Here is a 26,285-nt window from a genome sequence, read left to right as displayed (position 1 = left end):
TCTGGTCCCGAGACATTACACGAGGAGACGGTCGTGTCGAGATTTCTGAATTCGCTGTTCGGCAGGGTGATGATCGCGCTGGTCATCGGCGTGGTGGTCGGCGCGCTGTTTCCGCATTTCGGCCAGTCGTTGCGGCCTTTGGGCGACGGTTTCCTGAAGCTCATCAAGATGGTGATCGGGCCGATCGTGTTCTGCGTCGTCGTGAGCGGCATGGCGAGCGCGGGCGATCTGAAGAAAGTGGGACGCGTCGGGCTGAAGGCGGTCGTCTACTTCGAGATCATGACGACGCTCGCACTTGTCATCGGCGCGCTGCTCGCATGGTTCACGCGGCCGGGCGTCGGCATGAACATCGATCTGCATTCGCTCAATGCCGCGTCGCTCGCGACCTACACGGAGCACGCAAAAAGCCTGAAGGACACCGCGGGCTTCCTGTTGAAGATCATCCCCGACACCGCGATCGACGCTTTCGCCAAAGGCGACATCCTGCAAGTGCTCGTGTTCGCGATCCTGTTCGGCTCGGCGCTCTCGATGCTCGGCGAAAAGGCACAGCGCGTGACGGTTTTCATCGACGAGCTGTCGCATGTGTTTTTCCGCATCATGGCGTTCATCATCAAGCTCGCGCCGCTCGGCGTGCTCGGCGCGATCGCCTTCACGACCGGCCAGTACGGCGTCGCGTCGCTCAAGCAGCTCGGCCTGCTCGTGATTGTGTTCTACGCGAGCTGCTTCCTGTTCGTGTTCGTCGTGCTGGGTATCGTGATGCGCCTCGCGGGCTTCTCGATCTTCAAGCTCGTGCGCTATCTGCGCGAGGAATTGTCGATCGTGCTCGGCACCGCGTCGTCGGATGCCGTGCTGCCGCAGATCATGCGCAAGCTCGAATGGATGGGCGTGAAGGATTCGACCGTCGGTCTCGTGATTCCGACCGGCTACTCGTTCAACCTCGACGGCTTCTCGATCTATCTCACGCTCGCGGTGATCTTCATCGCGCAGGCGACCAACACGCCGCTGTCGATGCATGACCTGATCGTCGTCGTGCTCGTGTCGCTGGTGACGTCGAAGGGCGCGCACGGCATTCCCGGCTCCGCCATCGTGATTCTTGCCGCGACGCTCTCCGCCATTCCCGCCATTCCCGTGCTCGGCCTCGTGCTGATCCTGCCGGTCGACTGGTTCGTCGGCATCGCGCGCGCGGTGACGAATCTGATCGGCAACTGCGTGGCGACGGTGGTCGTCGGCGTCTGGGAGAACGACATCGACCGGGCGCGCGCCCAACGCGTGCTCGATCAGGACGCCGAGTATCGCTTCGTGCCCGCCGCGCCGCAATCGGAGCAAGGCGCGCACGGCAACGAACACGCGCACGCGATCTGACTCGACGCAACCCGGGCATTGAAATGACCGACTGTCGCGACACGCACCTCGCGGAATCGCGCATCTTCGGAGGAATCGAATGAAAACATTGACGCTCGAACCGCTCACGCGCGAAGCCTTCGCCCCGTTCGGCGATGTCATCGAACTCGAAGGCGCGCGTCATTTCCCGATCAACGCGGGCACGACGGAGCGCTTTCACGATCTCGCGAACGTGGAAGTCGGCTTCGAAAGCGGAGGGCGGCCGCTTATCAACGTGTTTCGCGGCCAGCCGCGCCCGCAGCCGGTCGTGGTTTCGATGATGGAGCGCCATCCGCTCGGCAGTCAGGCTTTCGTGCCGCTCGCGGACGTGCGCTATCTCGTGGTCGTCGCGCCTGCGGGCGAGTTCGATGCGGCTGGTCTGCGGGCCTTTTACGCGCGCGGCTGGCAGGGCGTGAACTATGCGCGCGGCGTGTGGCATCACCCGCTGATCGTGCTCGACGAGCCGGGCGATTTCATCGTCGTCGATCGCGGCGGCGACTTGCCGAATTGCGACGAAATCGACCTGCCCGAACGTTACGCGCTGATCGAAGCGGCCGCGCGCGCAGCTTGATACAACATGCGGTAATCGAAATGCAATTGCGAATCGATCGCATGCGCATAACATGAAACGTACGGGCGAAACGAAACCGCCGTCCATCGCGAGATGAACGGCGGTTTTTTCATCCGCGCGCCCAAGAGCGGCGCGCGAAGCTCAATGCTTGCGGTGCGGGCAGTTTTCCTTCGTGCATGCGCCGTACAGCGCGAGCGCATGCTCGTGGAGCTTGAAACCGCGTTCCTTCGCGATCGATTGCTGACGGCGTTCGATCTCCGCATCGAAAAACTCTTCGACGCGGCCGCAGTCGATGCACACGAGGTGATCGTGGTGCGATCCCTCGTTGAGCTCGAAGACGGCCTTGCCCGATTCGAAATTGCTTCGCGACAGCAGGCCGGCTTGCTCGAACTGCGTGAGCACGCGATAAACCGTCGCAAGACCGATATCGAGCTCTTCGTTGAGCAGGCTTCGATACACGTCTTCAGCGGTCAGATGGCGCACCGGACTGTGCTGGAAAATTTCGAGAATCTTGAGGCGGGGCAGGGTCGCCTTGAGCCCGATATTCTTGAGATCGGCGGGATTGGTCATGGCTAGGCATCCCTAGAGTACAATTCAAGGTTCTCATAGTAATGCGTTTTGCCAAATCCTGACATCCCAAGCGGCGTCAAGGCGTCAAGGTGAATTAGCTGAATGAGGGCCGAAATGAGTGCGGCCTTGAAGCGCCTCGCGTGAAAGGTGAAATGTTTTCCAAATATTTATCGAATTGCAGGGAGAGCCGTCGCATGCGGGGAACCGTAATAGCAGCAACCTTGGCCGCATTGCTCGCCGGCTGCTCGACGTACGACAGCGTCACGCAGAAGATCGCGCAAAGCATCACGCCGTACCGGATCACGGTTGTGCAAGGCAATTTCGTTTCGGCGGAAGCCGCGGCGCAGATGCAGGTCGGCATGTCGCGTGATCAGGTGAAGCAACTCCTCGGCACGCCGCTTCTGACGGACATGTTCCACGCCGATCGCTGGGACTACGTGTTCTATTTCAAGCGTGGGTCGACATCCGTCGTTCAGCAGCGTGACTTCGTCGTCAACTTCGCGAGCGATCGCGTCGTGAGCTGGTCGGGCGGCGAGAATCTGCCGTCGAACCTCGAGCTGCTCGCCGAAATCGACGGCGACAAGGGCGTCAAGGTCGCGAAGCCCGCGACGCCGGCGGCGGCATCCGCGCCGGTGGCGTCGACCGCGGCGGTGACAGCGCCGGTCGGCGAGCCGTCGACGCAACCGAATACGGCAGCGGCATTTGCCGGCGATGCGAACCAGGAAGCCGCGCAGGCCGCGAACCGCGCAACGGCGCAAGTCGAAATGCCGACGGGGCGTCAGCGCTCCTCGGCGTTCAGCAGCGCGCCGACGAGCTCGGGCGGCGCGCCGGGTTCCACCAACAGTTCCGGCAGCAACTCGCAGATTCAGCTGCAGCGCCGCCCGCAGACGATCAACATTCCGGACAGCAGCGCGGTCGGTCCGGCGGGTTCGTCGCCGGCTCCGGCCAACGCAAGCGGCCAGGCGCAGTTCTATCTGCCGCAGCAAAGCCAGTAAGCAGTTCAGCCGCTCGAGGACGAAGCCGCGCCATGCGTCGACGCGGCGCCGCTTCATCCGCACAGCCCATTCGCATCATCCGTCGCGCGTGCCGCGCGCGATTCAACACGAGACTGCCATGAAGATCGCCATTGCCGGCGCGTCGGGCCGCATGGGCCGGATGCTGATCGAAACTGTCCTCAACGAGCCCGAAGCGCAACTCGCCGGCGCCCTCGACCGCCCCGGCGCGCCGCAGCTCGGACAGGACGCGGGCGCGTTCCTCGGCAAGACCACGGGCGTGTTGCTGACGGACGACATCGAGCGCGTGTTCGCCGACGCCGACGCCCTCATCGACTTCACGCGTCCCGAAGGCACGATGGCGCATCTGGCAGCGGCGCTGCGGCACAACGTGAAGATGATCGTCGGCACGACCGGCTTTTCGGACGAGCAGAAAGCGCAACTGAAGCAGGCGGGCGAGAAGATCGGCGTCGTGTTCGCGCCGAACATGAGCGTCGGCGTGAACGTCACGTTGAAGCTGCTCGAATTCGCCGCGAAGCATTTCGCGACCGGCTACGACATCGAGATCATCGAGGCGCACCATCGTCATAAGGTGGATGCGCCGTCGGGCACCGCGCTCGGCATGGGCGAAGTGATCGCCAAGGCGCTCGGCCGCGATCTGAAGGACTGCGCCGTGTACGCGCGCGAAGGCGTGACCGGCGAGCGCGATCCGTCGACGATCGGCTTTTCCGCGATTCGCGGCGGCGATATCGTCGGCGATCACACGGTGCTCTTCGCGGGCATCGGCGAGCGCATCGAAATCACGCACAAGTCGGCGAGCCGTCTGTCGTACGCGCAGGGCGCGCTGCGCGCCGCGCGTTTCCTCGAAGGGCACGACAAGGGCTTCTTCGACATGCAGGACGTACTCGGCCTGCGCTGATTTTTTATGGCAGCAACGGGCGTCATTCATTACCTTCAATCCGGCGATGCCGTGACGCACGCGGTCGCGGGTCTGCTGCTCGCCATGTCGCTCGCGAGCTGGTGTTTCCTGCTCGTGAAGGCGTGGATTCTGGCGCGCGCCAAGTGGCAAGGTCCGCGCGCATTGCAGCGTTTCTGGCAGGCGCCGAGTTTGAAGGACGGCATCGGCGCATTGCAGCGCGCGGATCGCGAGCGTGTGTTTCTGCCACTCGCTGAAGCCGCGTGGCGCGCATCGGAAGCTGAAATGCCCGGCGCGATGCTCGCCCGCGTCGAGCGCAGCGAGCGCGTGTTGCGCGCGCTGCGTCATGCGTTGCTGCGTTCGCAACGAAGGCTCGAATTCGGTCAGGTTCTGCTCGCATCGGTGGGGAGCACGGCGCCTTTCGTCGGCTTGCTCGGCACCGTCTGGGGCATTTATCACGCGCTGTCGAACATCGCGTCGAGCGGTCAGGCGATGATCGAAAACGTCGCCGGGCCGGTCGGCGAGGCGCTCATCATGACGGCGTTCGGTCTCGTCGTCGCGATTCCCGCCGTGCTCGCGTACAACATTCTCGGGCGCTACGTGCGGCAGATTTCCGAGGAACTCGACGGATTCGCGCACGATCTGCATGCGTTCGTGTGCGGTCCGGCCGAATAGGAACGCGGCGATGGCCTTCGGCGGACTCGACAAGAAGACGAACGGTGCGCCGATGGCGGACATCAACATGACGCCGCTCATCGACGTCATGCTCGTGCTGCTCGTCATCTTCATCATCACCGCGCCGCTTTTCACGCACGCGATCCGGCTCGATTTGCCGAAAGTCTCGTCGCAGCCCGCGCGCGAGACGCCGCAAACCGTCACGCTGTCCATCGACGACGCCGGCAAGCTCTTCTGGAACGACACGCCCGTCACTTTCGATCAGATGCGCGCGCGTTTCGCCGACGCGGGCAAGAGCGCGCAGAAGCCGGAACTGCATCTGCGGGCGTCGAGCGCGACGCGCTACGACGTCATCGCGCAGGTAATGGGCGCGGCGCAGCAGGCCGGTCTGGAGCGCATCGGCTTCGTCACGCAGCCCGCGAAACCGCAGCAGCCAGCGCCCGCGCAATAAGCGCGCGAACCGGCGCGCATCGAACGGTATAATCGCGATTTCCCCGTTCGGCGGGCCTTGGCCCGAGCCAGCAGGCCCGAATTCCGACGCCGCGCCGTGTCAGCAATGCCGCAGCGCCCGGACTCGTTGCCCGAATCGATAGCGGCGAGTCCCAAAGTCCGTTCCCAGCATTTGCCGAAGCCAAACCACACCATGCACGATAAATACGCACCCGCCGACGTCGAATCCGCCGCGCAGAGCAACTGGCGCGCGAACGACGTCTACCGGACGACCGAGACGTCGGCCAAGCCCAAGTTCTATTGCGTCTCGATGCTGCCGTATCCGTCGGGCAAGCTGCACATGGGTCACGTGCGCAACTACACCATCAACGACGTGATGTACCGTTACTTGCGCATGAACGGCCACAACACGCTGATGCCGATGGGCTGGGACGCGTTCGGCATGCCCGCCGAAAACGCGGCGATGGCGAACAACGTGCCGCCGGCGAAGTGGACGTACGAGAACATCGCGTACATGAAGAAGCAGATGCAGTCGATGGGCCTCGCCATCGACTGGTCGCGCGAAGTCGCCACCTGCTCGCCGGATTACTACAAGTGGAACCAGTGGCTGTTCTTGAAGATGCTGGAAAAGGGCATCGCGTACAAGAAGACGGGCACGGTCAACTGGGATCCGGTCGATCAGACCGTGCTCGCCAACGAGCAGGTCATCGACGGGCGCGGCTGGCGCTCGGGCGCGCTCGTCGAAAAGCGCGAAATCCCGATGTACTACCTGCGCATCACCGATTACGCGGATCAACTGCTCGACGATCTCGACGGCCTCGGCTGGCCCGAGCGCGTCAAGATCATGCAGCAGAACTGGATCGGCAAGAGCTTCGGCGTGAACTTCGGCTTCCCGTATGAAATCGACGGCGAAGCGAAACTGTTGCGCGTATTCACCACGCGCGCCGACACGATCATGGGCGTCACGTTCGCGGCGGTCGCGGCGGAGCATCCGCTCGCCACGCGCCTCGCGCGCGACAACGCCGATCTCCAGGCGTTCATCGACGAATGCAAGCGCGGTGGCGTGGCCGAAGCCGATGTCGCGACGATGGAAAAGAAGGGCGTGCCGACCGGCTTCTTCGTCACGCATCCGCTGACGGGCGCGCAAGTCGAAGTGTGGATCGGCAATTACGTGCTGATGTCCTACGGCGAAGGCGCGGTGATGGGCGTGCCGGCGCACGACGAGCGCGATTTCGCGTTCGCGAAGAAGTACAAGCTGCCGATCAAACAGGTGATCGATGTCGAGGGCAAGACGTACTCGACCGACGCCTGGCAAGAATGGTACGGCGACAAGACCGCGGGCAGGCTCATCAACAGCGGCAAGTACGACGGCCTGACGACGGAAGAAGCCATCGACGCGATCGCCGCCGATCTGAAGGCGAAGAACCTCGGCGACAAGCAGGTCACCTGGCGTTTGCGCGACTGGGGCATCTCGCGCCAGCGCTACTGGGGCACGCCGATTCCGATCATCCATTGCCCGTCGTGCGGCGACGTGCCGGTGCCGGAGAAAGATCTGCCGGTCGTGCTGCCGGAAGACCTCGTGCCGGACGGCTCGGGCAACCCGCTCGCGAAGTCGGAAGCGTTCGTGAACTGCACGTGCCCGAAGTGCGGCGCGGCGGCGAAGCGCGAAACCGACACGATGGACACCTTCGTCGATTCGTCCTGGTACTTCTCGCGCTACACCGCGCCGGACGCGCCGACGATGGTCGACGAGCGCACCGATTACTGGATGCCGATGGATCAGTACATCGGCGGCATCGAGCACGCGATTCTGCACCTCTTGTACTCGCGCTTCTGGACCAAGGTCATGCGCGACATGGGCCTCATCAAGTTCAGCGAGCCCGCGAAGAATCTGCTCACGCAGGGCATGGTGCTGAACGAAACGTTCTATCGCGAGGACGCGAGCGGCAAGAAGACTTGGTACAACCCGCTCGAAGTCACGGTCACGCACGATGAAAAGGGCCGCCCGACGGGCGCGACGCTGAACGCGGACGGCCAGCCGGTCGTGCTCGGCGGCGTCGAGAAGATGTCGAAGTCGAAGAACAACGGCGTCGATCCGCAAACGCTGATCGATCAGTACGGCGCCGACACGGCCCGCCTTTTCGTGATGTTCGCCGCACCGCCCGAGCAGTCGCTCGAATGGTCGGGCGCGGGCGTCGAAGGCGCGAGCCGCTTCCTGCGCCGCGTGTGGCACTTCGCGCATGACAACGCCGATGCGCTGCGTCAGCACGCGAAGCTCGACGCATCGAAACTCGGCGACGCCGAGAAGACCTTGCGCCGCGAAATCTATACCGTGCTGAAGCAGGCCGATTTCGACTACGGCCGTCTGCAGTACAACACGGTCGTGTCCGCCGCCATGAAGATGCTCAACGCGGTCGAAGGCGCGAAGAACGTCGGCGCCGGCGTGCTGAACGAAACCTTCGGCGTGCTGTTGCGCGTGCTGTATCCGGTCGTGCCGCACATCACGTTCCAGTTGTGGTCGGAACTCGGCTACGAGAAGGAATTCGGCCCGCTCCTCGACGCGCCCTGGCCGAGGGTCGACGAAGCCGCGCTCGAGCAGTCGGAAATCGAGCTGGTGCTGCAGGTCAACGGCAAGGTACGCGGTGCGCTGACGGTCGCGAAGGAGGCATCGCGCGAAGACATCGAAAAGGCCGCGATCGCGCACGAAATGTTCGAGAAGTTCGCCGAAGGCCGCACACCGAAGAAGGTGATCGTGGTGCCGGGGCGTCTCGTCAACGTGGTCGTCTGATGCGCACAACCAAGGGAGTGGATGTGACCGGCAAAGTCAGCGCGAGCAGGCGCTCGTTTCTCTCGTTCGTCCCGCTCCTCGGCGGCGCGGCGATGCTGTCCGCGTGCGGCTTCCAGCTTCGCGGCCAGCAGGACTACGCGTTCAAGCGGCTCGCGATCACCGGCGGCACGCCGCAGATGGTCGCGCGCCTCGAGCGCATGGTTCAGGGCGGCAGCGACACCGTGATCGTCAAACCGTTCGAGAAGCCGGACGCGACGCTCAATCTGAACGAAGGCCAAGGCATGCGCACGTTGAGCCTGAACGCGCAGGGCGTGATCCAGGAATACGAGCTCGTCTTCTCGCTGAACTACACACTGCTCGGCGCCGACGGCACGTTACTGATTCCGCCGAGCACCATCGCGCTGAATCGCTCGATGACATACAGCGATCAATACACGCTCGCGAAATCGCAGGAAGCGACGCTGCTCTACAACGACATGCGCAACGACGCGGTCGATCAGCTGACGCGCCGTCTCGCGACCGTGCGTTCGCTGCATCCGGCGCCGGGCGAGCAGACGCCGGGCGTCTCGCCGCGCGCGCCGCTGCCGGTGCCGCCGCTTTGATCGGCCGGGTTCGCTTGGCATCATGCAACTGAAGCTCGACGCGCTCGAAGCGCATCTCGCGAAAGGCCTGAAAGGGCTGTACGTCGTCTACGGCGACGAGCATCTGCTCGCGCAGGAAGCGTGCGACCGCATTCGGGCAACGGCGCGCGCGGCGGGCTTCACCGATCGCACGGTGTTCACGGTCGAGCGTGGATTCGACTGGAGCGCGCTCATCGGCGCAACGCAGTCGATGTCGCTGTTCGGCGACCGTCAACTGATCGAACTGCGCATTCCGACTGGCAAGCCCGGCAAGGAAGGCGCGGAAGCGCTGAAGACGCTCGCCGACGCCGATAACCCGGACGTCGTGACACTCGTCACGCTGCCGCGTCTCGACGGCGCGACGCAGAAATCCGGCTGGTTCACGGCGTTGCTGGGCGCGGGCGTCGCGTTGAAGGTCGATCCGATCGAGCGCGCGCAATTGCCCATGTGGGTTGGCCAGCGCCTCGCGCAGCAAGGCCAGCGTGTCGCGCCGGGCGAGGAAGGGCGGCGCGCGCTGTCGTTCATCGCGGAACGCGTGGAAGGCAATTTGCTCGCCGCGCATCAGGAAATCCAGAAGCTCGGGCTGCTGTATCCCGAGGGCGTGCTCACGTTCGAGCAGATTCACGACGCGGTGCTGAACGTCGCGCGCTACGACGTGTTCAAACTCAACGAAGCGATGCTGACGGGCGATGTCGGCCGTCTCGCGCGCATGCTCGATGGCCTCAAAGGCGAAGGCGAGGCGGCAGTGCTCGTGCTGTGGGCGCTCGTCGAGGAAGTTCGCACGCTGCTGCGCATCAAGCGCGGCGTCGCATCGGGCAAGCCGCTCGCGACACTCATGCGCGAGAACCGCGTCTGGGGCCCGCGCGAACGGCTGATCGGCCCGGCGCTCTCGCGCGTGACGGACGAGGCGCTGGAAAAGGCGCTGTCGCTGGCGGCGCGGCTGGATCGCCAGGTGAAGGGACTGTCGGGCAGCACGGGCAAGCGCGGCAGCGAGCCGCCGCCGGATCCGTGGGCCGGCATGTTCGAACTGGCGATGGCCGTCGCGCACGGCGGCAAGACGGCGCAGCCCGCGCCAGCGCCACGACCGCGTCGCTAGAACGCTTCCGTCACGCGCTGTTGCAATCTGCGCAACAGCTTAGAATGAACTTTTCGACGCGCGCAGCGCCGACGCAACGAGACCCACGATGAACATCGATCAATACATGACCGACCTCGGCCGCCGCGCCCGCAAGGCGTCGCGCGCGATGGCGCGGGCGTCCACGGCGGCGAAGAACGCGGCGCTCATCAAGGTGGCCGACGCCATCGAGCGCGAGCGCGAAGCGCTCAAGGAAGCGAATGCGCGCGATCTCGCCCGCGCGCGCGAGAAGGGTCACGACGCGGCGTTCATCGACCGCCTGACGCTTTCGGACAAGGCGCTGAACACGATGGTCGAAGGCTTGCGTCAGGTCGCCGCGCTGGCCGATCCGATCGGCGAGATCAGCGGGCTCAAGTTCCGTCCGAGCGGCATTCAGGTCGGGCAGATGCGCGTGCCGCTCGGCGTGATCGGCATCATTTACGAATCGCGGCCCAACGTGACCATCGACGCCGCCGCGCTCTGTCTCAAATCCGGCAACGCGACCATTCTGCGTGGCGGCTCCGAGGCGCTCGAGTGCAACACGGCGCTCGCGAAGCTGATCGGCGTCGGGCTCGAAGCGGCGGGCTTGCCGCAGGACGCGGTGCAGGTCGTCGAGACGGCGGATCGCGCGGCGGTCGGCAAGCTCATCACGATGACCGAATTCGTCGACGTGATCGTGCCGCGCGGCGGCAAGAGCCTGATCGCGCGCCTGATGGAAGAAGCGCGCGTGCCGATGATCAAGCATCTCGACGGCATCTGCCACGTCTACGTCGACGATCGCGCCGATCTCGCGAAAGCAGCGGCCATTTGCGACAACGCGAAGACGCATCGTTACGGCACCTGCAACACGATGGAAACGCTGCTCGTCGCGCGCGGCATCGCGAACGAGGCGCTGCCGCAACTCGCGCGCGCGTTCCAGGCGAAGGACGTCGAGTTGCGCGTCGATGGGCAAGCGCGCGCCGTGCTCGAAGCGGCGCACGTCGGCTCGCTCGTCGACGCGACCGAAGAAGACTGGAGCACGGAATATCTGGCGCCGGTGCTGGCGATCAAGGTCGTCGGCGATCTGGACGAGGCGATCGAGCACATCAACACGTACGGCTCGCACCACACGGACGCCATCGTCACCGAAGACCACGACCGCGCGATGCGCTTCCTGCGCGAAGTCGATTCGGCGAGCGTGATGGTCAACGCATCGACGCGTTTCGCGGACGGCTTCGAATTCGGTCTCGGCGCGGAAATCGGCATCTCGAACGACAAGCTGCATGCGCGCGGACCGGTCGGTCTCGAAGGGCTCACGTCGCTCAAATATGTCGTGCTGGGGCGCGGCGAAGTCCGTCAATGAAAATCAGAACCGATGCTCTGGATCAAATCGCTGCATATCGTGCTCGTCGCTTCATGGTTCGCGGGGCTGTTCTATTTGCCGCGCATTTTCGTGAACCTTGCGATGGAGAAAGACCCCGTGGCCACCGCGCGCCTGCTGCTCATGGCGCGCAAGCTCTTTCGCTTCATGACGTTCATCGCCGTGCCCGCGCTCGCGTGCGGGCTGTGGCTGTGGCTCGTCGTGGGCATCGGCGCGGGGCAGGGCTGGCTGCACGCTAAGCTGACGATCGTCGTCTTGCTGATCGCCTATCATGCATATTGCGGGCGCTTGCTGCACACGTTTCAGCGCGGCGAAAACAAGCGTTCGGACAAGTGGTATCGGATGTATAACGAGCTGCCGGTGCTCGGGCTGCTCGGCGCGACGCTGCTCGTCGTGATCAAGCCGTTCTGACGCGTTCGTGCTTCACCAGATCGAGGACCATTTCCCCGAACACTTCGGGACGGCCTTCGAAGAAACGCTGGACCACATTCTTCTCGAGCATGTAGCGGCGCAGCGATTCGCGTTCTTCGTGATTGTTCGCGAGCCTGACCGCCGCTTCGACATATTCCTCGACCGTGTCCGCGACCAGCCAGCCGGGCATGTACGCGCGCATGAACATGGCGCCGTCGATGCGCTCGAACACTTCCCGCCCTGTCTTGCACACGCCCGGCAAACCGACGGTGAACGCGTCCACGATGCCGTTCGTGTTGCCGAACGGGAAGGGGCTCAGGAACATGTCCATGTCGTTGAGATAGCGGATGTATTTCATGTAGGGCTGCTGCGGAACGATTAGCGCGTTCCGTTTCGCAAACGTCTCCGCGGCGGATTTCGCCAGGTGCAACAGCGCGACGGCGTTTCCACCGCTAGTCAGAAAATGGAAGCGGACCGGGGCGCGGCTGCGCTCGGAAATTTTTCGGCATGCCGCCAGAAAACCGGGCGAGAGCTTCATCAGGCTGGCAGCAATGCCTATGTTGATTTCCGCCGACGGCTTCTTTGCCGGAAAGTCGATCGCCTTCATCGCGCCCGAAGGTCGATAAGGCTGGCCATCTTTCGGAAGTCTCAATAGCTTTTCGCTGAAACATGCCGGATCGCCGACGTAATCGTCTTCCACGCTGACGTAATCGATACAGTCCGAACGAGTGGTCGCGGGATGGCCCAATGCCGCGATCTGAATCGGCGCGAGCCGCATGTTCGACACGTTGAGCGTCAACAACGACATGCCCACGCTCGGCATGTAGAGGACGTCGGGGCATTCGCGTTCGGCGAATTCGCGAATCGCGGCGAGTGTGCGACGGAAGCCTTCTTTGACTGGCAATTCGATCACGCGCGTGAAGACCTGCCGTCCGAGTTCGCCTATTGCGTCGGCATCGCACATCGCGACGATATCGAAACGAGCGCGCGCGGCCTGCAAATTGAGCGAATGAGTACGCATGATCGAATGGCCATCGCCGAATGCTTCGAGCACGACGAGCATGAGCGGTCGGGCTCGTTCGGCCCGTCGCGACGCGGTGAGCTTCGTGTCGAGATCGGTCAGGCCCGTCGCCGCGAGCGTCTTGCGCACGAGCTTGTTGATGCTGCGTTTGATTGCATGCCTGTCCTCGATTTCGGCATAGGTGCAGTGCATGTAAAGGCCCAGCAGCGGGTCCATCTCGATTTCCCAGAGATCGCTCTGCTGGTCAAGTGTCCTGTCGAGCCAGCTGAGGAGCGCCTCACGTTTGCGGTGCGCTTCGGTTGTGCCGGGAAGCATTTCGCCGGCTGTCGCAATGGCGAGATTGAGCGTCGGAATGGGGTCCGCACGCATGCAGGCGGAATAATCCAGCGTCAGGCGCGATTCGGAATTGCACAGCAGATTGAGCCGTTTCACCGCGTCAGGATAGGGCAGTTGCACGGTTCCATCCTCGTGGACCACCGGAAGAAAACCCCGTGCGAGATGGTCTGCATTGGTAAGCGGCGCCGCGCCGAGAAAGCGCTGGACAAGCGAGCGGCAGCCTGAGAATTTCAGAAACCGCGATTCCGTGAGCGTGATTTCCGTATTCCCGAGGAGTGCAACGATGGCCGCCGCCACGCGGCTGACGAAGCGTTCGAGTTGGCGCTCCCTGCTGGGTGTCGGCCATATCGCGGAAGGCGCCACAAGAGTCAGCAAATCAGGAAATGGAACATCGCGCAGGTAATGATCGAATTCGCAAAGCAGCGCGATGGCTTCGTCCGGCTTTCCGCCATAAACACAGGATTCGAAGCGCTCGACAGTGAAGGAACAGTCCATGTTGCATGGTCCTGCAAGACATCCGGTTTGTGGGAAGAATAGGCGATGCATCGCCCTTCGTTCGACGTCGAAGCGAACTTCGCCGCTTACGCACCCACCCGCCGCCCTTCGAGCACGTCCTTCGCTTCCGCAAGCTTTTCCGCCAGCGCGGGTCCCCGCGCCAGGGCGAGGCCGACCGCCAGAATGTCGCCGATCGCGAGATGCGAAACGCGCGATGTCATCGGCGAAAAAATGTCGGTGTCTTCATCGACGTTCGCGAACAATCCGACTGTCGCGAGACGCGCGAGCGGCGAGTTGCCGTGCGTGATCGCGATAACCTTCGCCCCGCCGTTCAGCGCCGATCGGCACGCATCGAGAATGTCCCGCGTGCGTCCTGTATTCGATATCGCGACGACGACATCGCCCGCACCGAGAAGCGCCGCCGAGGTGGTGTAGGTGTGCGGGTCCGAGTATGCGACAGACGGCACGCCCAACCGAAAAAATTTGTGCTGCATGTCGAGCGCGGCGATGCCCGACCCGCCCGCGCCGTAGAACTCGATGCGCCGTGCATCCGCGAGCATCGCGATTGCCGCCGCGACGCTGTCCGACGACAGGCTGTTGCGCACCGCGATCAATGCGCCGATGGTCCGGTCGAGCACCTTCGCCGCGACGCCTGCGGCCGGTTCGTCGGTGCGTACGTCGCGATACACCGTGGGAACATCCGCTGCTACGCCTTGCGCCAAGCGAATCTTGAACTCGCGAAATCCCGAAAAGCCGAGCGCCTGACAGAAACGCGCAATCGTCGGCTGGCTGACGCCCGCGCGCGCGGCGAATTCGGTCATCGACAGGTCGAGCACCTCGCGCGGCGCTTCCAGCACGTACTCAGCCAGCTTGCGCTCGGACGGACGCAGTTGCGCGCGCATCGCTTCGACTTGGGACAGCAACATCGGAATTCTCGCCTATTCTGAAAATTGCTACGGACTATAACGGATGATCAGTTTTGTACAAATACTACATACGTTGGATTCAGAATCTTAGGGAAATCCCGTAAACGTCCGTGCGATAAGCGTCTTGTTCATGTGACTGCTTATCGCTCTGGCCAGGTTTTCGATTGTCATCGTGTAGTTTTTCTCCTAAACTCGCGGGACACGGCGCCCATCACAAGACAACGATTCAAACGCCGTCCCTCGCAATGTTCAACCCAATCTCAACGGCAGGCAGCCGGGAGTGAGACGAAGGAGCTTTGATGGTTTCCCCGCATCCGCAACTCAAGAACGTCACCGATCGCATCATCGAACGCAGCAAGCCGACGCGCGCAGCCTATCTCGCGCGCATCGACGCGGCGCACGGCCTGTTCCCGGCGCGCGGTGCGCTGTCCTGCGCCAATCTCGCGCACGGCTTCGCCGGCCTCGAGGGCCAGGAAAAGTTCGCGATCAAGGCGGTGCGCGAGCCGAACATCGGTATCGTGTCGTCCTACAACGAGATGCTTTCCGCGCACGCGCCGTACAAGAGCTTTCCGGACATCATCAAGCAGGCGGCGCGCGCGCATGGCGGCATCGCGCAATTCGCGGGCGGCGTGCCGGCTATGTGCGACGGCATCACGCAAGGCAACGCGGGCATGGAGCTGTCGCTGTTCTCGCGCGAAGTCATCGCGATGAGCACGGCCGTCGCGCTGACGCACAACATGTTCGACGCGGCGCTGTGCCTCGGCGTGTGCGACAAGATCGTGCCCGGACTCGCGATCGGCGCGCTGCAGTTCGGCCATCTGCCGACCATTTTCGTCCCAGCCGGCCCGATGACGAGCGGTCTCACTAACGACGAAAAAGCCAAGGTGCGCCAGGAATTCGCGACCGGCAAATGCGATCGCGGCGCGCTGCTCGAAGCCGAAGCGGCGGCGTATCACGGTCACGGCACCTGCACGTTCTACGGCACCGCCAACAGCAATCAGATGCTGATGGAAGTGATGGGCCTGCATCTGCCGAGCGCGGCGTTCGTGCATCCGCATACGGAACTGCGCGACGCGCTCACCGCCGAGGCCGCGCGCCGCGTGCTCGATATCACGCTCGAACGCGGCAACTACACGCCGATCGGTCATGTCGTCGATGAAAAGGCGATCGTGAACGGCATTGTTGCGCTGCTCGCGACGGGCGGTTCGACCAATCACACGCTGCATCTCGTGGCGATCGCGCGGGCGGCGGGCATCGTGATCGACTGGAACGATTTCGACGAGCTGTCGCAGGTCGTACCGCTGCTCGCGAAGATCTACCCGAATGGCAAGGCCGATGTGAATCACTTCCACGCAGCAGGCGGCGTCGCGTTCCTCGTGCGCAATCTGCTCGAAGGCGGGCTGCTGCATGAGGACGTGCAGACGGTCGTCGGCAAAGGGCTGTCGCATTACACCAAGGAGCCGAAGCTCATCGACGGCAAACTGCAATGGGTCGACGGCGCGGCAGAGAGCCACGACACGAAGGTGCTGCGCGCGATCGGCGAGCCGTTCCAGCCGGACGGCGGACTGCGGCTGATGCAGGGCAAGCTCGGGCGCGGCGTCATCAAGATTTCGGCGGTGGCGCCGGAGCATCGTGTGGTGAAGGCGCCGGCCATCGTCTTCAATTCGCAGGAAGAAGTGCAGGAAGCGTTCGACAAGGGCGAACTGAAGCGCGATTTCGTCGCCGTCGTGCGTTTCCAGGGCGCGCGCGCGAATGGCATGCCGGAGTTGCATCGATTGACGCCGCTTCTGGGCGTATTGCAGGATCAGGGCTTCCATGTCGCGTTAGTGACCGATGGACGCATGTCGGGCGCATCTGGCAAGGTGCCGGCGGTCATTCACGTATCGCCGGAAGCGCTGCTGCAAGGTCCGCTCGGCAAGGTCCGCACCGGCGATATGCTCGTGATCGACGCGCCCGCGGGCGTGCTCGACATCGAAATCGATGCGAACGAGTGGGCTTCACGCGAAGTCGAGGCGCCGCTGCATCAGGCGGAGAACGAAGCGGGCTTCGGCCGCGAGTTGTTCGGCGTGTTCCGCAGCGCGGCGTTGCCGGCGGAGCAGGGCGCGTCGGTCTTCGGCGCGTTGATCGGCGCGGCAGCAAGCCACGACGGACACGCGCACGCGACGGCCGCCGCGCCCGAACGAAACGCGCTTCGCGACAATGCGCGGGCGGCTGCGTCGGCGCTGAACAAGGCGCACGCCACGAATCACTGAACGGAACAACGAAGGGCGTAACGCCCGGAACCTGAGAGAAACCCGCGGACAGACCCCAAGGGCGCCGCTCAAAAACCAGGAGTCGCATCAAATGAAAACGGTAAGCGAAATCGTGCGTCTGGGACCGGTGATCCCGGTTCTGGCTTTCGAAACGATCGAGCAAGGCGAGCACGTGTCGCGTGCGCTGCATGCGGGCGGCGTGAAGGTGCTGGAAATCACGCTGCGCACGCCGGCGGGCATCGGCGCGATCGAGCGCGCGAGCCAACTGGCGGACGATATCGTCGTCGGCGTGGGCACCATCACGAAGCCGGAGCATTGCGCGCAGGCGAAGAAGGCGGGCGCGCAATTCGGCGTGTCGCCCGGTCTCACGAAGGACATGCACAAGGCCGCGCAGGACGCCGGATTGCCGCTCCTGCCGGGCGTGATGACGCCAAGCGATATCATCACGGCGATGGAACTCGGCTATGAAATCGTCAAGTTCTTTCCGGCGCAACAGGCGGGCGGCATTCCGATGCTTCAGGCGTTCTACGGACCGTTTCCGAACCTGAAATTCTGTCCGACGGGCGGCATCACGGCGGAAACCGCATCGAGCTTCCTGGCGCAGCCGAATGTGGTGTGCGTCGGTGGGTCGTGGCTCACGCCGAAGGCCGCGCTCGCCGCGCTGAACTGGGAAGAAGTCACACGCCTCGCGCGGGCGGCGAGCGAATTGGCGCCGCATAAGTAAATTGCTGCACTAATCGAAAACGCGTCACGGCCGTGCGAGCGGCCGGGCGCGTTTTGTTTTTTCGCCTTTCGGTCAGGGCAATTCGTGCCCGACGATGCTCCTCTTCCGACATGCTTTCGCGTGCGCCGTCAGTCGAGCGCGCGAACATCAAGCTTTTTCGTCAAGCGATTCGATCAATATTTGAATCGGATAAATCCAAATTTCGAAACGCATTGTGTTTAAGACGTTTTGCGCATTTTAAGACTCGGATAAGACTAGTCTCATTAATCCCTGATTCACTGGGAATTCTAGAGATTCTTCTATATATTTAGCTTTCAGAAGTTCCCCGATATATCCAATCGCGGAAGCGAAGAAGATCAGGACGGTTCGGCGCATTCTGCACCATTCCTCCTTGCTTCCGCGCGATGCTGCTCGCACCAGCGCCGATCCCGCCGCACCCGCGTTCAACCGTGCCGGCCGAAAGATCGACTTGCCGCGGAACCTCTTCTTCAGAAAGCGAAATTTAATATCTTTAGGATGCCAATCCGATGACCATCCGAGTCGGAATATCAGTCGTCACGCATCAAGGCCAAAACATCTGGCAAAACGGCCTGGGCCAGAACGTGATCTTTCTGTCGGAAGCGCTTCAAAAGCTTCCGATCATCGAGAGTGTTTCGCTCATCGACGTGGGCGACCAGAACGCATTGCCTCCGCAAGTGGACGCCGCGTCGAAAGGCCTGCGCATCATGCGGATTCATGAGGCGACCGACGCCGTCGACGTCATCTTTGAAATGGGCGGCGCGCTCGACACCGAATGGCTCGATCTCATGCGCGCGCGTGGCAAGAAAGTCGCGTATTACTGCTGCGGCCAGCCGTACGTGGGGCTCGTCGAAGCGCCAGTGTTCGACAAGCCCGTGCACGTCATGCGCGCGGACCGTTACGACCAGGTCTGGCTGATGTCGAAGGATCGCGCGTCCATCCCGATGATGCGTACGCTGCATCGCTGTCCCGTTCATATCATTCCGTTCATCTGGCATCCGCAGTTCATCGAGAGCCGCATCGTCGAAGTCGAGGAGCACGGTCTGCGCTACGGCTACGAGCGCCGCGCGGACAAGTCGGCTCAACCGGCCATCCAGCCGCAAGGTTTCCGGGTCGCAATGTTCGAGCCGAATATTTCGGTGGTGAAAACATCGAGCATTCCGATGCTCGTCTGCGAAGAGGCCTATCGCGCGGATCGTTCGAGCGTGTCCGCCATGCATGTGCTCAATTCCATGCACATGAAAGATCACCCGACGCTCATGTACATGGCCAACTCGCTCGACATCGTGAAAGACTCGAAGGCGACGTTCCATGGCCGTAACGATATCGCCGGCTTCATGGCGCAATTCGCCGATGCAGTCGTGTCGCATCAGTGGGGCAACGATCAGAATTACCTGTATCTGGATGTGCTCTACGGCGGCTATCCGCTCGTCCACAATTCGCCGTGGCTGAAGGATGCCGGCTACTACTATCCGGGCTTCGACGCGCAAGAGGGCGGACGTCAGCTGCTGCGCGCGTTCCGCGAGCATGACGACAATCTCAATGCATATCGCGCAAACGCGCAGCGCGTCATCGACGCGGTCAGTCCTTTCAATCAAGCCAACCTGGATGCGTTCGCCGAACGGTTGATCAACCTTTGTGAGGGCAGCAAGCTCGAGGTAGGCGTATGAACATGCAAAGCAAATCCCGCATGCCGGAGCGGATCAACGTCGGCGTTTCCATTTTCATCCGCAAAGGCGAGCAGTCGCTGTGGGAAAACGGCATCTTCCAGAACTGCCTTTATCTCGTGATGTTGCTCATGCGCTCGCCGCGCGTGAAATCGACTTATCTGGTGACGGGCGGCGGCGACGGCGGCCCCGAAGACGCAAAGCGTTTCCTGTCCGATTCGCCTGTGCCGCTCATCGACATGGAAACGGCCATGTCCAAGCTCGACGTCATGATCGAAATGAGCGCGCAACTCAGCAAGGAATGGGCGATCAAGTTCCGCGAGAAGGGCGGCAAGGTCATCACGATGCGCGTCGGTAACGACTATGTCATCGATATCGAGCGCATGGTCTTCAATCTCCAGCACGCGCTGCTGATTTCGGGCGCGCCTTACGACGAAGTCTGGACGCTGCCGGAATACGAAGTCAGTTGCAAACCGTACTTCGAAACGCTCTTCCGCGCGCCGGTCAAGCTCATGCCGCACCTGTGGAGTCCGGTCGTGCTCGAACGCGAAGCGGCGAAGCTGTCGAACGGTCAGAAGTTCGGTTATCAGCCGGGGCGCCGGCGTTGGCGCGTCGGAATTTTCGAGCCGAACGTCTGCATGGTGAAAACGAGCTATATCCCGATGCTCGCCTGCGACGTGGCGCATCGCGAGAATCCGGACATGCTCGAACGCGTATGGGCCTACAACACGTTCAAGCTGAAGGATCACGCGGCGTTCGTCGGTTTCGCGCACAGTCTCGATTATGTGAGACACGGGCTCGGCAACTTCGAAGGACGCTTCCCGTTCGCGCAGATCGTGCCGGCTTCCGTCGACGCGGTCGTGAGCCATCAGTGGGAAAACCCGCAGAACTACGTGTATTACGAAGCGCTCTACGGCGGCTATCAGCTCGCTGTCGGCTGGCATCAGCTCGCTGTCCACGGGTATCAGCTCGCTGTCCACGGGTATCAGTTCGCTGTCGACTTCAACCTCGACGTCGATCAGCTCGCTGTCCACGGGTATCAGCTCGATGTCGACGACCGTGAGTTCGATGTCCACGGCCATCAGCACCGTGATCAACGACGTCACCAGTATGTCGACCTCGTTGAGCTCGATCGTCAATGGCAAGGGCATCAAGTACTTCCACGCCAATTCGATCCTGCAAGACTCGTCGGCGACCGGTAAGAACTCGATCGCGATCGGCGGCAACGCCAGCGCGACGGCGGAAAACTCGGTGGCGCTCGCGACCAACGCTGTGGCCGATGAGGCAAATACGGTGTCCTTCGGCAATTCGACCGACAAGCTGCGCATCACGCATATCGCTGACGGTGTCAACGACGACGATGTCGCGACCGTGGGTCAGTTGAAGGAAACGAGCCTGTATAAGGACGGTACGAACGGGAAGCCGAAGGCGGCCGTCACGTTCGACACGACGTCGACCGGAGAGACGGACTACAGCAACATCACGCTGGCCGGCAAGGACGGAACGACCATTCACAATGTGAGTACCGCCATCGCCCCGACTGACCTTGTCAACAAGGCGCAGTTGGATGCGCTGTCCAGCCAGATTGCGAACATAACGACTTCCGATAACCCGTTGTTCGCAGCGGACGGCAATCGTGCAACCGAAGCGGCTGTAGCAAGCGGCACCCATGCGACGGCAAGCGGCGCGAAGGCTCAGGCAACGGGTGCGAACTCGGTCGCCAATGGCTCGAGCGCGGTTGCCAGCGGCGTCGGCGCGGTGGCTATCGGTGCGAACACGCGGGCAACGGCGGATGACTCCGTCGCGCTGGGCGCGAGCTCGGTGGCTGATCGTGCGAACACGGTGTCGGTTGGCGCAGCGGGTAGCGAGCGCCAGATCACCAACGTGGCTGCCGGTACGGAAGGCGCGGATCTGGTCAACGTCAACCAGTTGAACGATGCGGTCACGCAATCGAACAGCTACACCGACAGCGTCGTGAATGGCATGCAAGGCGCCGTCGCCGAGGTGGGTCGTAACGCCTACTCGGGCATCGCTGCGGCAACGGCGTTGGCGATGATCCCGAACATCGACCAGGACAAGATCATGTCGGTCGGTGTGGGCGGTGCGACGTATCAGGGTTACGCGGCAGCGGCTGTTGCGGTCAACCTCCGTGTCACCCAGAACCTGGTGCTGAAGGCCGGTGCTGGTTCGAGCCGCAACGGAACGGTGTACGGCGCTAACGCTTCGTACCGCTGGTAAGAGTGAGCGCCTGACCTGACGGTCAGGGAGTCTGGGCAATCGTGTTGTCACGCGATTGCCCAGATCGATCACTCGCCATTTGTCGACCATTACCTGTCAAACGCGAAATGTCTAAATTATTTTTCACGATCCTCGCTGCAGTCGGAGTGCTCTCCGCTTGCACGACGGACACGGGCTTGAGCTACTCCGCTCAAAATTTGAATGTTGCCGGTCAAAGCGGGGCGCAACGCGTCACCTGTTCGGGGCTGTTCGAATCGCAGAACAGTTGCGTGTCGAAGGCTGCCCGGATTTGCGAGGATCGCCAAGTAATCGTGGTTCAAGCCCTCGACAACCCGCAGCTCAGGCCAGGCGGAAGCCGCGCGCGGCAATTGGACTTCCAGTGCGCAGCGGCAACGAAGCCGGCGGCCTGATGCATTGCAAATCGTTCGGGCGAGAAGGCTTGAACTTCCATTCGAAACCGACGCTTACATGAGCGTCGGTTTTTTTTCGGCCGCGTTTCGCACGCGCGCGCTTCTCGCTGCCATTTCTCGGCCGACTTCCTCGCTTACAAGTAAAATTCCGTTGCCCAGCGCCGTGTTTGCGCTTGCCGGATGTTGCCGTGTGTGCAGTGCAACGACGGCAAACGCATACATAGCGCAAAAAACCTCAACAAAATCAAGGAGGCGTTATGCCAGCCGTCCACGGGAGCATGCTACTGCTCTACGCGGTGATCGCGATCGCGGTTCTGATCCTGATGATCGCCCGCTATAAGGTTTACCCGTTCCTCGTTCTCATGATCGTGTCCGTATTGCTTGCCCTCGCGGTCGGCATGCCGATGGACAAAATCGTGAAGTCGTTCGAAACCGGCAACGGAAATACGCTCGGTCACATTGCTGTCGTCGTCGGCCTTGGCACGATGCTCGGCAAGATGATGGCCGAATCGGGCGGAGCCGAGCGCATCGCCAATACGCTGATCAATCTCTTCGGTGAGAAGAACATTCACTGGGCCATGATGGTCGTCGCGATCATCGTCGGCTTGCCGGTGTTCTTCGAAGTGGGCTTCGTGCTGCTGATTCCGATTGCGTTCAACGTCGCGAAGCGCACCGGCAAGTCGCTGCTGCTGATCGGCCTGCCGATGGTCGCGGGTCTCTCGGTCGTGCACGGTCTGATTCCGCCGCACCCGGCCGCGTTGCTCGCGGTGCAGGCGTATCACGCGGATATCGGCAAGACGATCGCCTACGGTCTGCTCGTCGGCGTGCCGACTGCGATCGTCGCCGGCCCGCTGTTCGCGCTGCTGATCCACAAATACATCAAGCTGCCCGACGCCAACGCGCTCGCCGACCAGTTCACCCAGAAGCACGGCGATACGGAGAAGACGCGCGATTTGCCGAGCTTCGGCATCACGTTGTTCACCATTCTGCTGCCGGTCATTCTGATGTTGATCGGTAGCTGGGCCGATCTGGTCTTCACGCCGAAAACGCTGCCGAACGATTTGCTGCGCTTCATCGGCCAGTCGGATATGGCACTGTTGATCGCCGTGCTGGTCAGCTTCTGGACCTTCGGCGCGAAGCAGGGCTTCAACCGTGAGCAGATTCAGAAGTTCTGCGGCGAGTGCTTGGCGCCGATCGCGGGCATTACGCTGATCGTCGGCGCGGGCGGCGGCTTCGGCCAAGTTCTGCGCGATAGCGGGATCTCGCAGCAGATCGTCGCGAGCGCCTCATCGGCGAGTCTGTCGCCGCTGTTGCTTGGCTGGTTCGTCGCCGCGCTGATCCGTCTGGCGACGGGCTCGGCCACGGTCGCGATGACCACCGCCTGCGGCATCGTTGCGCCGATCGCCGCCGCGGCGGGCGGTCACACGAGCCCGGAACTGCTGGTGCTCGCCACCGGCTCCGGCTCGCTGATCTTCTCGCATGTGAACGACGGCGGCTTCTGGTTGATCAAAGAGTATTTCGGGATGACGGTCGGTCAGACGTTCAAGACGTGGTCGTTGCTCGAAACGATCATCTCTCTGATGGGCCTGGGCTTGACCTTCGTGCTCGCGATGTTCGTGTAAGGAGACTTCGATGATTTTGATCGCAATGGGCGTGTCGGGTGCCGGCAAGTCCCTCATCGGCGAGATGCTGGCGGAGCGGCTGCACTGCACTTTCACCGACGGCGACGCGTTCCACAGCGCCGCGAACAAGGAGAAGATGCACAAGGGCATCCCGCTGACCGACGAGGATCGCTGGCCGTGGCTCAAGACCATTCGTGCCGCGATCGAGGAAAAGCAGCGTGCGGGCGAGACGGCGGTATTTACGTGCTCGTCGCTGAAACGCTCGTATCGCGACATCCTGCGCGACGGCGATCGCGACGTGTGCTTCATCTATCTGCACGGTACGATGGATGTGCTTCGCGAGCGTCTCGGTTCGCGCACCGGACACTTCTTCGATCCCTCGCTGTTGCAGAGCCAACTGGACACACTGGAAGAACCCGGCGAGGACGAGGCGATTACGGAAAGCATCGAGCTCACGCCCGAGCAGATCGTCGACAACGTGCTCGAGAAGTTGAAGACGCGCAAATGACGCGCCAATGAAAAGAGCCCCGGAATTCCGGGGCTTTTGTCTTTTTGCTTAGCTGATCCGCTTCGCCAGCTCCACCGCCTTGCCGATATACGAGCCGGGCGTCATCTCCAGCAGCAGCTTCTTCGCGTCGGCCGGAATCGCCAGCCCGCCGATGAACGTCTGCAGCGCCTCGCGCGTGATGCCCTTGCCGCGCGTCAGTTCCTTCAATTGCTCATACGGGTTCTCGATGCCGTAGCGGCGCATCACCGTCTGCACCGGCTCGGCGAGCACTTCCCACGTATTGTCGAGATCTTCGTTCAGACGCGCCGCGTTCACTTCGAGCTTGTCGAGGCCACGGATCAGCGCGTCGTAAGCGAGCAGCGAGTACCCGAAGGCGACGCCGATATTGCGCAGAACCGTCGAATCGGTGAGATCGCGCTGCCAGCGCGAGACCGGCAGCTTGTCAGCGAGATGGCGCAGCGTCGCGTTCGCGAGGCCGAGATTGCCTTCCGAGTTCTCGAAGTCGATCGGATTGACCTTGTGCGGCATCGTCGAGGAGCCGATTTCACCGGCCTTCGTCTTCTGTTTGAAATAGCCGAGCGAAATGTAGCCCCACACATCGCGATCGAGGTCGAGCAGGATCGTGTTCGCGCGCGCGACGGCGTCGAACAGTTCGGCCATGTAGTCGTGCGGCTCGATCTGGATCGTGTACGGATTGAACGTGAGCTTCAGCCGATTTTCGACGACATCTTTCGAGAACGCTTCCCAGTCGAAGTCCGGATACGCCGACAGATGCGCGTTGAAGTTGCCGACCGCGCCGTTCATCTTGCCGAGCAGTTCGACCTTTTCGATACGCGTGATCGCGCGCGCAAGACGCGCCGCGACATTGGCGATTTCCTTGCCGAGCGTCGTCGGGCTGGCGGGCTGACCGTGCGTGCGCGAAAGCATGGGCTGCTCTGCGTGCATGTGCGCGAGCTTCACGAGACGTTCATGCACCGAGCGCAGCGCGGGCAAAATCACGCGTTCGCGCGCGCCGGCGAGCATCAGACCGTGCGATGTGTTGTTGATGTCTTCCGACGTGCACGCGAAGTGGATGAATTCGCTTGCGCGCTCCAGTTCCGGCTGGCCCTTGACCGACTCCTTGAGCCAGTATTCGACGGCCTTCACGTCGTGATTCGTCACGCGTTCGATGTCCTTGATGCGCGCCGCATCGTGCGCGGTGAAGCGCTCGGCGAGGCCCAGCAGGAACTGTTCGGAAGCGTCGGAGAAGCGCGGCACTTCGGCGAAACCCGCGCGCGACAACGCGATCAGCCAGTGAATCTCAACCGTCACGCGATGGCGCATGAACGCGGCTTCGGAAAGCCAGTCGCGCAGGGCTTCGGTCTTGGCGGCATAGCGGCCGTCGAGCGGCGAGAGCGCGGTGAGCGCAAAGAGGGTATCGGGACGGGTATCGGACATGATTGCTTGTCGCAATGGAAGGAAAAGACGCGAGAACCGCGCATTTTACCATCGGATGCGTCCCAATCTCCGAAGCTCACCCCGCCCGCAGTTCCTCGTCGAGTGCGCGGAGCTGCGCGGGCGTGCCGACGTTTTCCCATCGGCCTTCGTAGAGCTCGCCGCTCGCGCGCCCGGCCGCGATGGTTTCGCGATAGTACGGCGTGAGTGCGCGGCGCGTGCCGGGTGCGAGATCGTCGAACATGCGCGTGTCGTACAGACCGATGTTGCCGAACGTATAGCGCGGCTCGCCTTCCAGCGCGAGCGTGCCGTCGTTCAGCGCGAAGTCGCCCTTCGGATGGAACGGCGGATTCGGCACCATCACGAGATGCATGCCGGGCGAGGGCATCGAAGTGAGCGTCGAGGCGCGCTCGCGCAAGGTCGCGTAATCGAAGTCGCAAAAGACGTCGCCGCTTACCGCGATGAACACGCCATCGCCGATCAGATGACGCGCCCGTGCGATGCCGCCCGCCGTCTCCAGCGCTTCGGTCTCGGCCGAATAGCGCAGCTCGACGCCCCATTGAGAACCGTTGCCGAGCGCGCTTTCGATCTGATCGCCGAGCCACGCATGATTGATGACGATCGTTTCGACGCTCGCCGCCGCGAGACGCTCGATCTGCCACATGATCAAAGGCTTTCCGCCGACCGGCAGCAACGGCTTCGGACAGAGGTCGGTGAGCGGGCGCATGCGTTCGCCGCGTCCGGCGGCGAAGATCATCGCTGTTTTCAAAGCGTGCGTCATCGTGAA

At 62.6% G+C, this 26,285-nt stretch carries 23 protein-coding genes; 18 read left to right on the top strand and 5 right to left on the bottom strand.

Annotation, left to right across the window (positions count from 1 at the left end):
• Positions 1–33 precede the first annotated feature (33 nt).
• Positions 34–1,362, top strand: coding sequence for a C4-dicarboxylate transporter DctA (locus tag NCS03_RS11740; RefSeq protein WP_239295146.1), 1,329 nt, complete (start codon positions 34–36; stop codon positions 1,360–1,362).
• 79 nt (positions 1,363–1,441) lie between these two features.
• Positions 1,442–1,951, top strand: a complete 510-nt coding sequence (locus tag NCS03_RS11735; RefSeq protein WP_008342867.1) for an ureidoglycolate lyase — start codon at positions 1,442–1,444, stop codon at positions 1,949–1,951.
• Between the two features lie 141 nt (positions 1,952–2,092).
• Here NCS03_RS11735 and fur read toward each other — a convergent pair whose 3' ends face one another.
• A complete protein-coding gene (fur, locus tag NCS03_RS11730) occupies positions 2,093–2,521 on the bottom strand; it encodes a ferric iron uptake transcriptional regulator (protein ID WP_008342866.1) in 429 nt (142 codons plus the stop codon).
• Between the two features lie 194 nt (positions 2,522–2,715).
• Here fur and NCS03_RS11725 point away from each other — a divergent pair, with 194 nt between their 5' ends.
• The 9 genes from NCS03_RS11725 to NCS03_RS11685 all read left to right on the top strand — a co-directional run bounded on the left by NCS03_RS11725 (position 2,716) and on the right by NCS03_RS11685 (position 11,847).
• Entirely contained in the window at positions 2,716–3,516 is an 801-nt protein-coding gene (locus NCS03_RS11725; protein ID WP_033537302.1) for an outer membrane protein assembly factor BamE, read from the top strand.
• Between the two features lie 118 nt (positions 3,517–3,634).
• A complete protein-coding gene (gene dapB, locus NCS03_RS11720) occupies positions 3,635–4,432 on the top strand; it encodes a 4-hydroxy-tetrahydrodipicolinate reductase (protein WP_250529199.1) in 798 nt (265 codons plus the stop codon).
• 6 nt (positions 4,433–4,438) lie between these two features.
• Positions 4,439–5,104, top strand: coding sequence for a MotA/TolQ/ExbB proton channel family protein (locus NCS03_RS11715; protein ID WP_239295143.1), 666 nt, complete (start codon positions 4,439–4,441; stop codon positions 5,102–5,104).
• A 10-nt stretch (positions 5,105–5,114) separates the two neighbouring features.
• Positions 5,115–5,555, top strand: coding sequence for an ExbD/TolR family protein (locus tag NCS03_RS11710; protein WP_250529198.1), 441 nt, complete (start codon positions 5,115–5,117; stop codon positions 5,553–5,555).
• 192 nt (positions 5,556–5,747) lie between these two features.
• On the top strand, positions 5,748–8,342 hold the full coding sequence (leuS, locus tag NCS03_RS11705; protein ID WP_250459013.1) for a leucine--tRNA ligase: 2,595 nt from the start codon (positions 5,748–5,750) through the stop codon (positions 8,340–8,342).
• Between the two features lie 92 nt (positions 8,343–8,434).
• Positions 8,435–8,944, top strand: coding sequence for an LPS-assembly lipoprotein LptE (locus tag NCS03_RS11700; RefSeq protein WP_409014118.1), 510 nt, complete (start codon positions 8,435–8,437; stop codon positions 8,942–8,944).
• 22 nt (positions 8,945–8,966) lie between these two features.
• Entirely contained in the window at positions 8,967–10,058 is a 1,092-nt protein-coding gene (gene holA / locus NCS03_RS11695) for a DNA polymerase III subunit delta (RefSeq protein ID WP_008342853.1), read from the top strand.
• Positions 10,059–10,146: 88 nt separating this feature from the next.
• Positions 10,147–11,418 carry a glutamate-5-semialdehyde dehydrogenase gene (locus NCS03_RS11690; RefSeq protein ID WP_250435180.1) on the top strand — a complete coding sequence of 424 codons (1,272 nt, stop codon included), beginning with the start codon at positions 10,147–10,149 and terminating at the stop codon, positions 11,416–11,418.
• A 12-nt stretch (positions 11,419–11,430) separates the two neighbouring features.
• Positions 11,431–11,847 (top strand): CopD family protein, encoded by a 417-nt coding sequence (locus NCS03_RS11685; protein WP_239295138.1) that lies wholly within the window; start codon positions 11,431–11,433, stop codon positions 11,845–11,847.
• On the opposite strand, the gene NCS03_RS11680 is transcribed toward NCS03_RS11685, so the two are convergent.
• Positions 11,834–13,699 (bottom strand): hypothetical protein, encoded by a 1,866-nt coding sequence (locus tag NCS03_RS11680; RefSeq protein WP_250460666.1) that lies wholly within the window; start codon positions 13,697–13,699, stop codon positions 11,834–11,836. The genes NCS03_RS11685 and NCS03_RS11680 overlap by 14 nt on opposite strands.
• Positions 13,700–13,785: 86 nt before the next feature.
• A complete protein-coding gene (locus NCS03_RS11675; RefSeq protein WP_241814131.1) occupies positions 13,786–14,625 on the bottom strand; it encodes a MurR/RpiR family transcriptional regulator in 840 nt (279 codons plus the stop codon).
• A 299-nt stretch (positions 14,626–14,924) separates the two neighbouring features.
• Between NCS03_RS11675 and edd the strand changes: the two genes are divergently transcribed.
• The 7 genes from edd to NCS03_RS11640 all read left to right on the top strand — a co-directional run bounded on the left by edd (position 14,925) and on the right by NCS03_RS11640 (position 24,064).
• Positions 14,925–16,877, top strand: a complete 1,953-nt coding sequence (gene edd, locus NCS03_RS11670; protein WP_239295135.1) for a phosphogluconate dehydratase — start codon at positions 14,925–14,927, stop codon at positions 16,875–16,877.
• A 91-nt stretch (positions 16,878–16,968) separates the two neighbouring features.
• Positions 16,969–17,601 carry a bifunctional 4-hydroxy-2-oxoglutarate aldolase/2-dehydro-3-deoxy-phosphogluconate aldolase gene (gene eda, locus NCS03_RS11665; protein ID WP_250529197.1) on the top strand — a complete coding sequence of 211 codons (633 nt, stop codon included), beginning with the start codon at positions 16,969–16,971 and terminating at the stop codon, positions 17,599–17,601.
• Positions 17,602–18,128: 527 nt separating this feature from the next.
• Positions 18,129–19,289 carry a DUF2827 domain-containing protein gene (locus NCS03_RS11660; protein WP_284504344.1) on the top strand — a complete coding sequence of 387 codons (1,161 nt, stop codon included), beginning with the start codon at positions 18,129–18,131 and terminating at the stop codon, positions 19,287–19,289.
• Complete coding sequence (locus NCS03_RS11655; protein WP_250529196.1) at positions 19,286–20,488, top strand: DUF2827 family protein; 1,203 nt, start codon at positions 19,286–19,288, stop codon at positions 20,486–20,488. Before NCS03_RS11660 ends, NCS03_RS11655 begins: the two co-directional genes overlap by 4 nt.
• The gene (locus NCS03_RS11650) at positions 20,397–21,524 is read left to right on the top strand and encodes a YadA family autotransporter adhesin (RefSeq protein ID WP_250529216.1); all 1,128 of its coding nucleotides are present in this window, start codon (positions 20,397–20,399) and stop codon (positions 21,522–21,524) included. Before NCS03_RS11655 ends, NCS03_RS11650 begins: the two co-directional genes overlap by 92 nt.
• Positions 21,525–22,191: 667 nt before the next feature.
• On the top strand, positions 22,192–23,556 hold the full coding sequence (locus NCS03_RS11645) for a GntP family permease (RefSeq protein WP_239295129.1): 1,365 nt from the start codon (positions 22,192–22,194) through the stop codon (positions 23,554–23,556).
• 10 nt (positions 23,557–23,566) lie between these two features.
• On the top strand, positions 23,567–24,064 hold the full coding sequence (locus tag NCS03_RS11640; RefSeq protein ID WP_008342835.1) for a gluconokinase: 498 nt from the start codon (positions 23,567–23,569) through the stop codon (positions 24,062–24,064).
• A gap of 48 nt (positions 24,065–24,112) precedes the next feature.
• Here NCS03_RS11640 and purB read toward each other — a convergent pair whose 3' ends face one another.
• Complete coding sequence (purB, locus tag NCS03_RS11635; protein ID WP_239295128.1) at positions 24,113–25,501, bottom strand: adenylosuccinate lyase; 1,389 nt, start codon at positions 25,499–25,501, stop codon at positions 24,113–24,115.
• Between the two features lie 76 nt (positions 25,502–25,577).
• Complete coding sequence (gene murU, locus NCS03_RS11630; protein WP_250529195.1) at positions 25,578–26,279, bottom strand: N-acetylmuramate alpha-1-phosphate uridylyltransferase MurU; 702 nt, start codon at positions 26,277–26,279, stop codon at positions 25,578–25,580.
• Between the last annotated feature and the right edge of the window lie 6 nt (positions 26,280–26,285).

This window comes from Caballeronia sp. ATUFL_F1_KS4A (assembly GCF_023630905.1).
In the GTDB taxonomy this organism is placed as follows: domain Bacteria; phylum Pseudomonadota; class Gammaproteobacteria; order Burkholderiales; family Burkholderiaceae; genus Caballeronia; species Caballeronia zhejiangensis.
The sequence above is the reverse complement of the archived record's forward strand: the minus strand, read 5'-3'. Positions and strand labels throughout refer to the sequence as shown.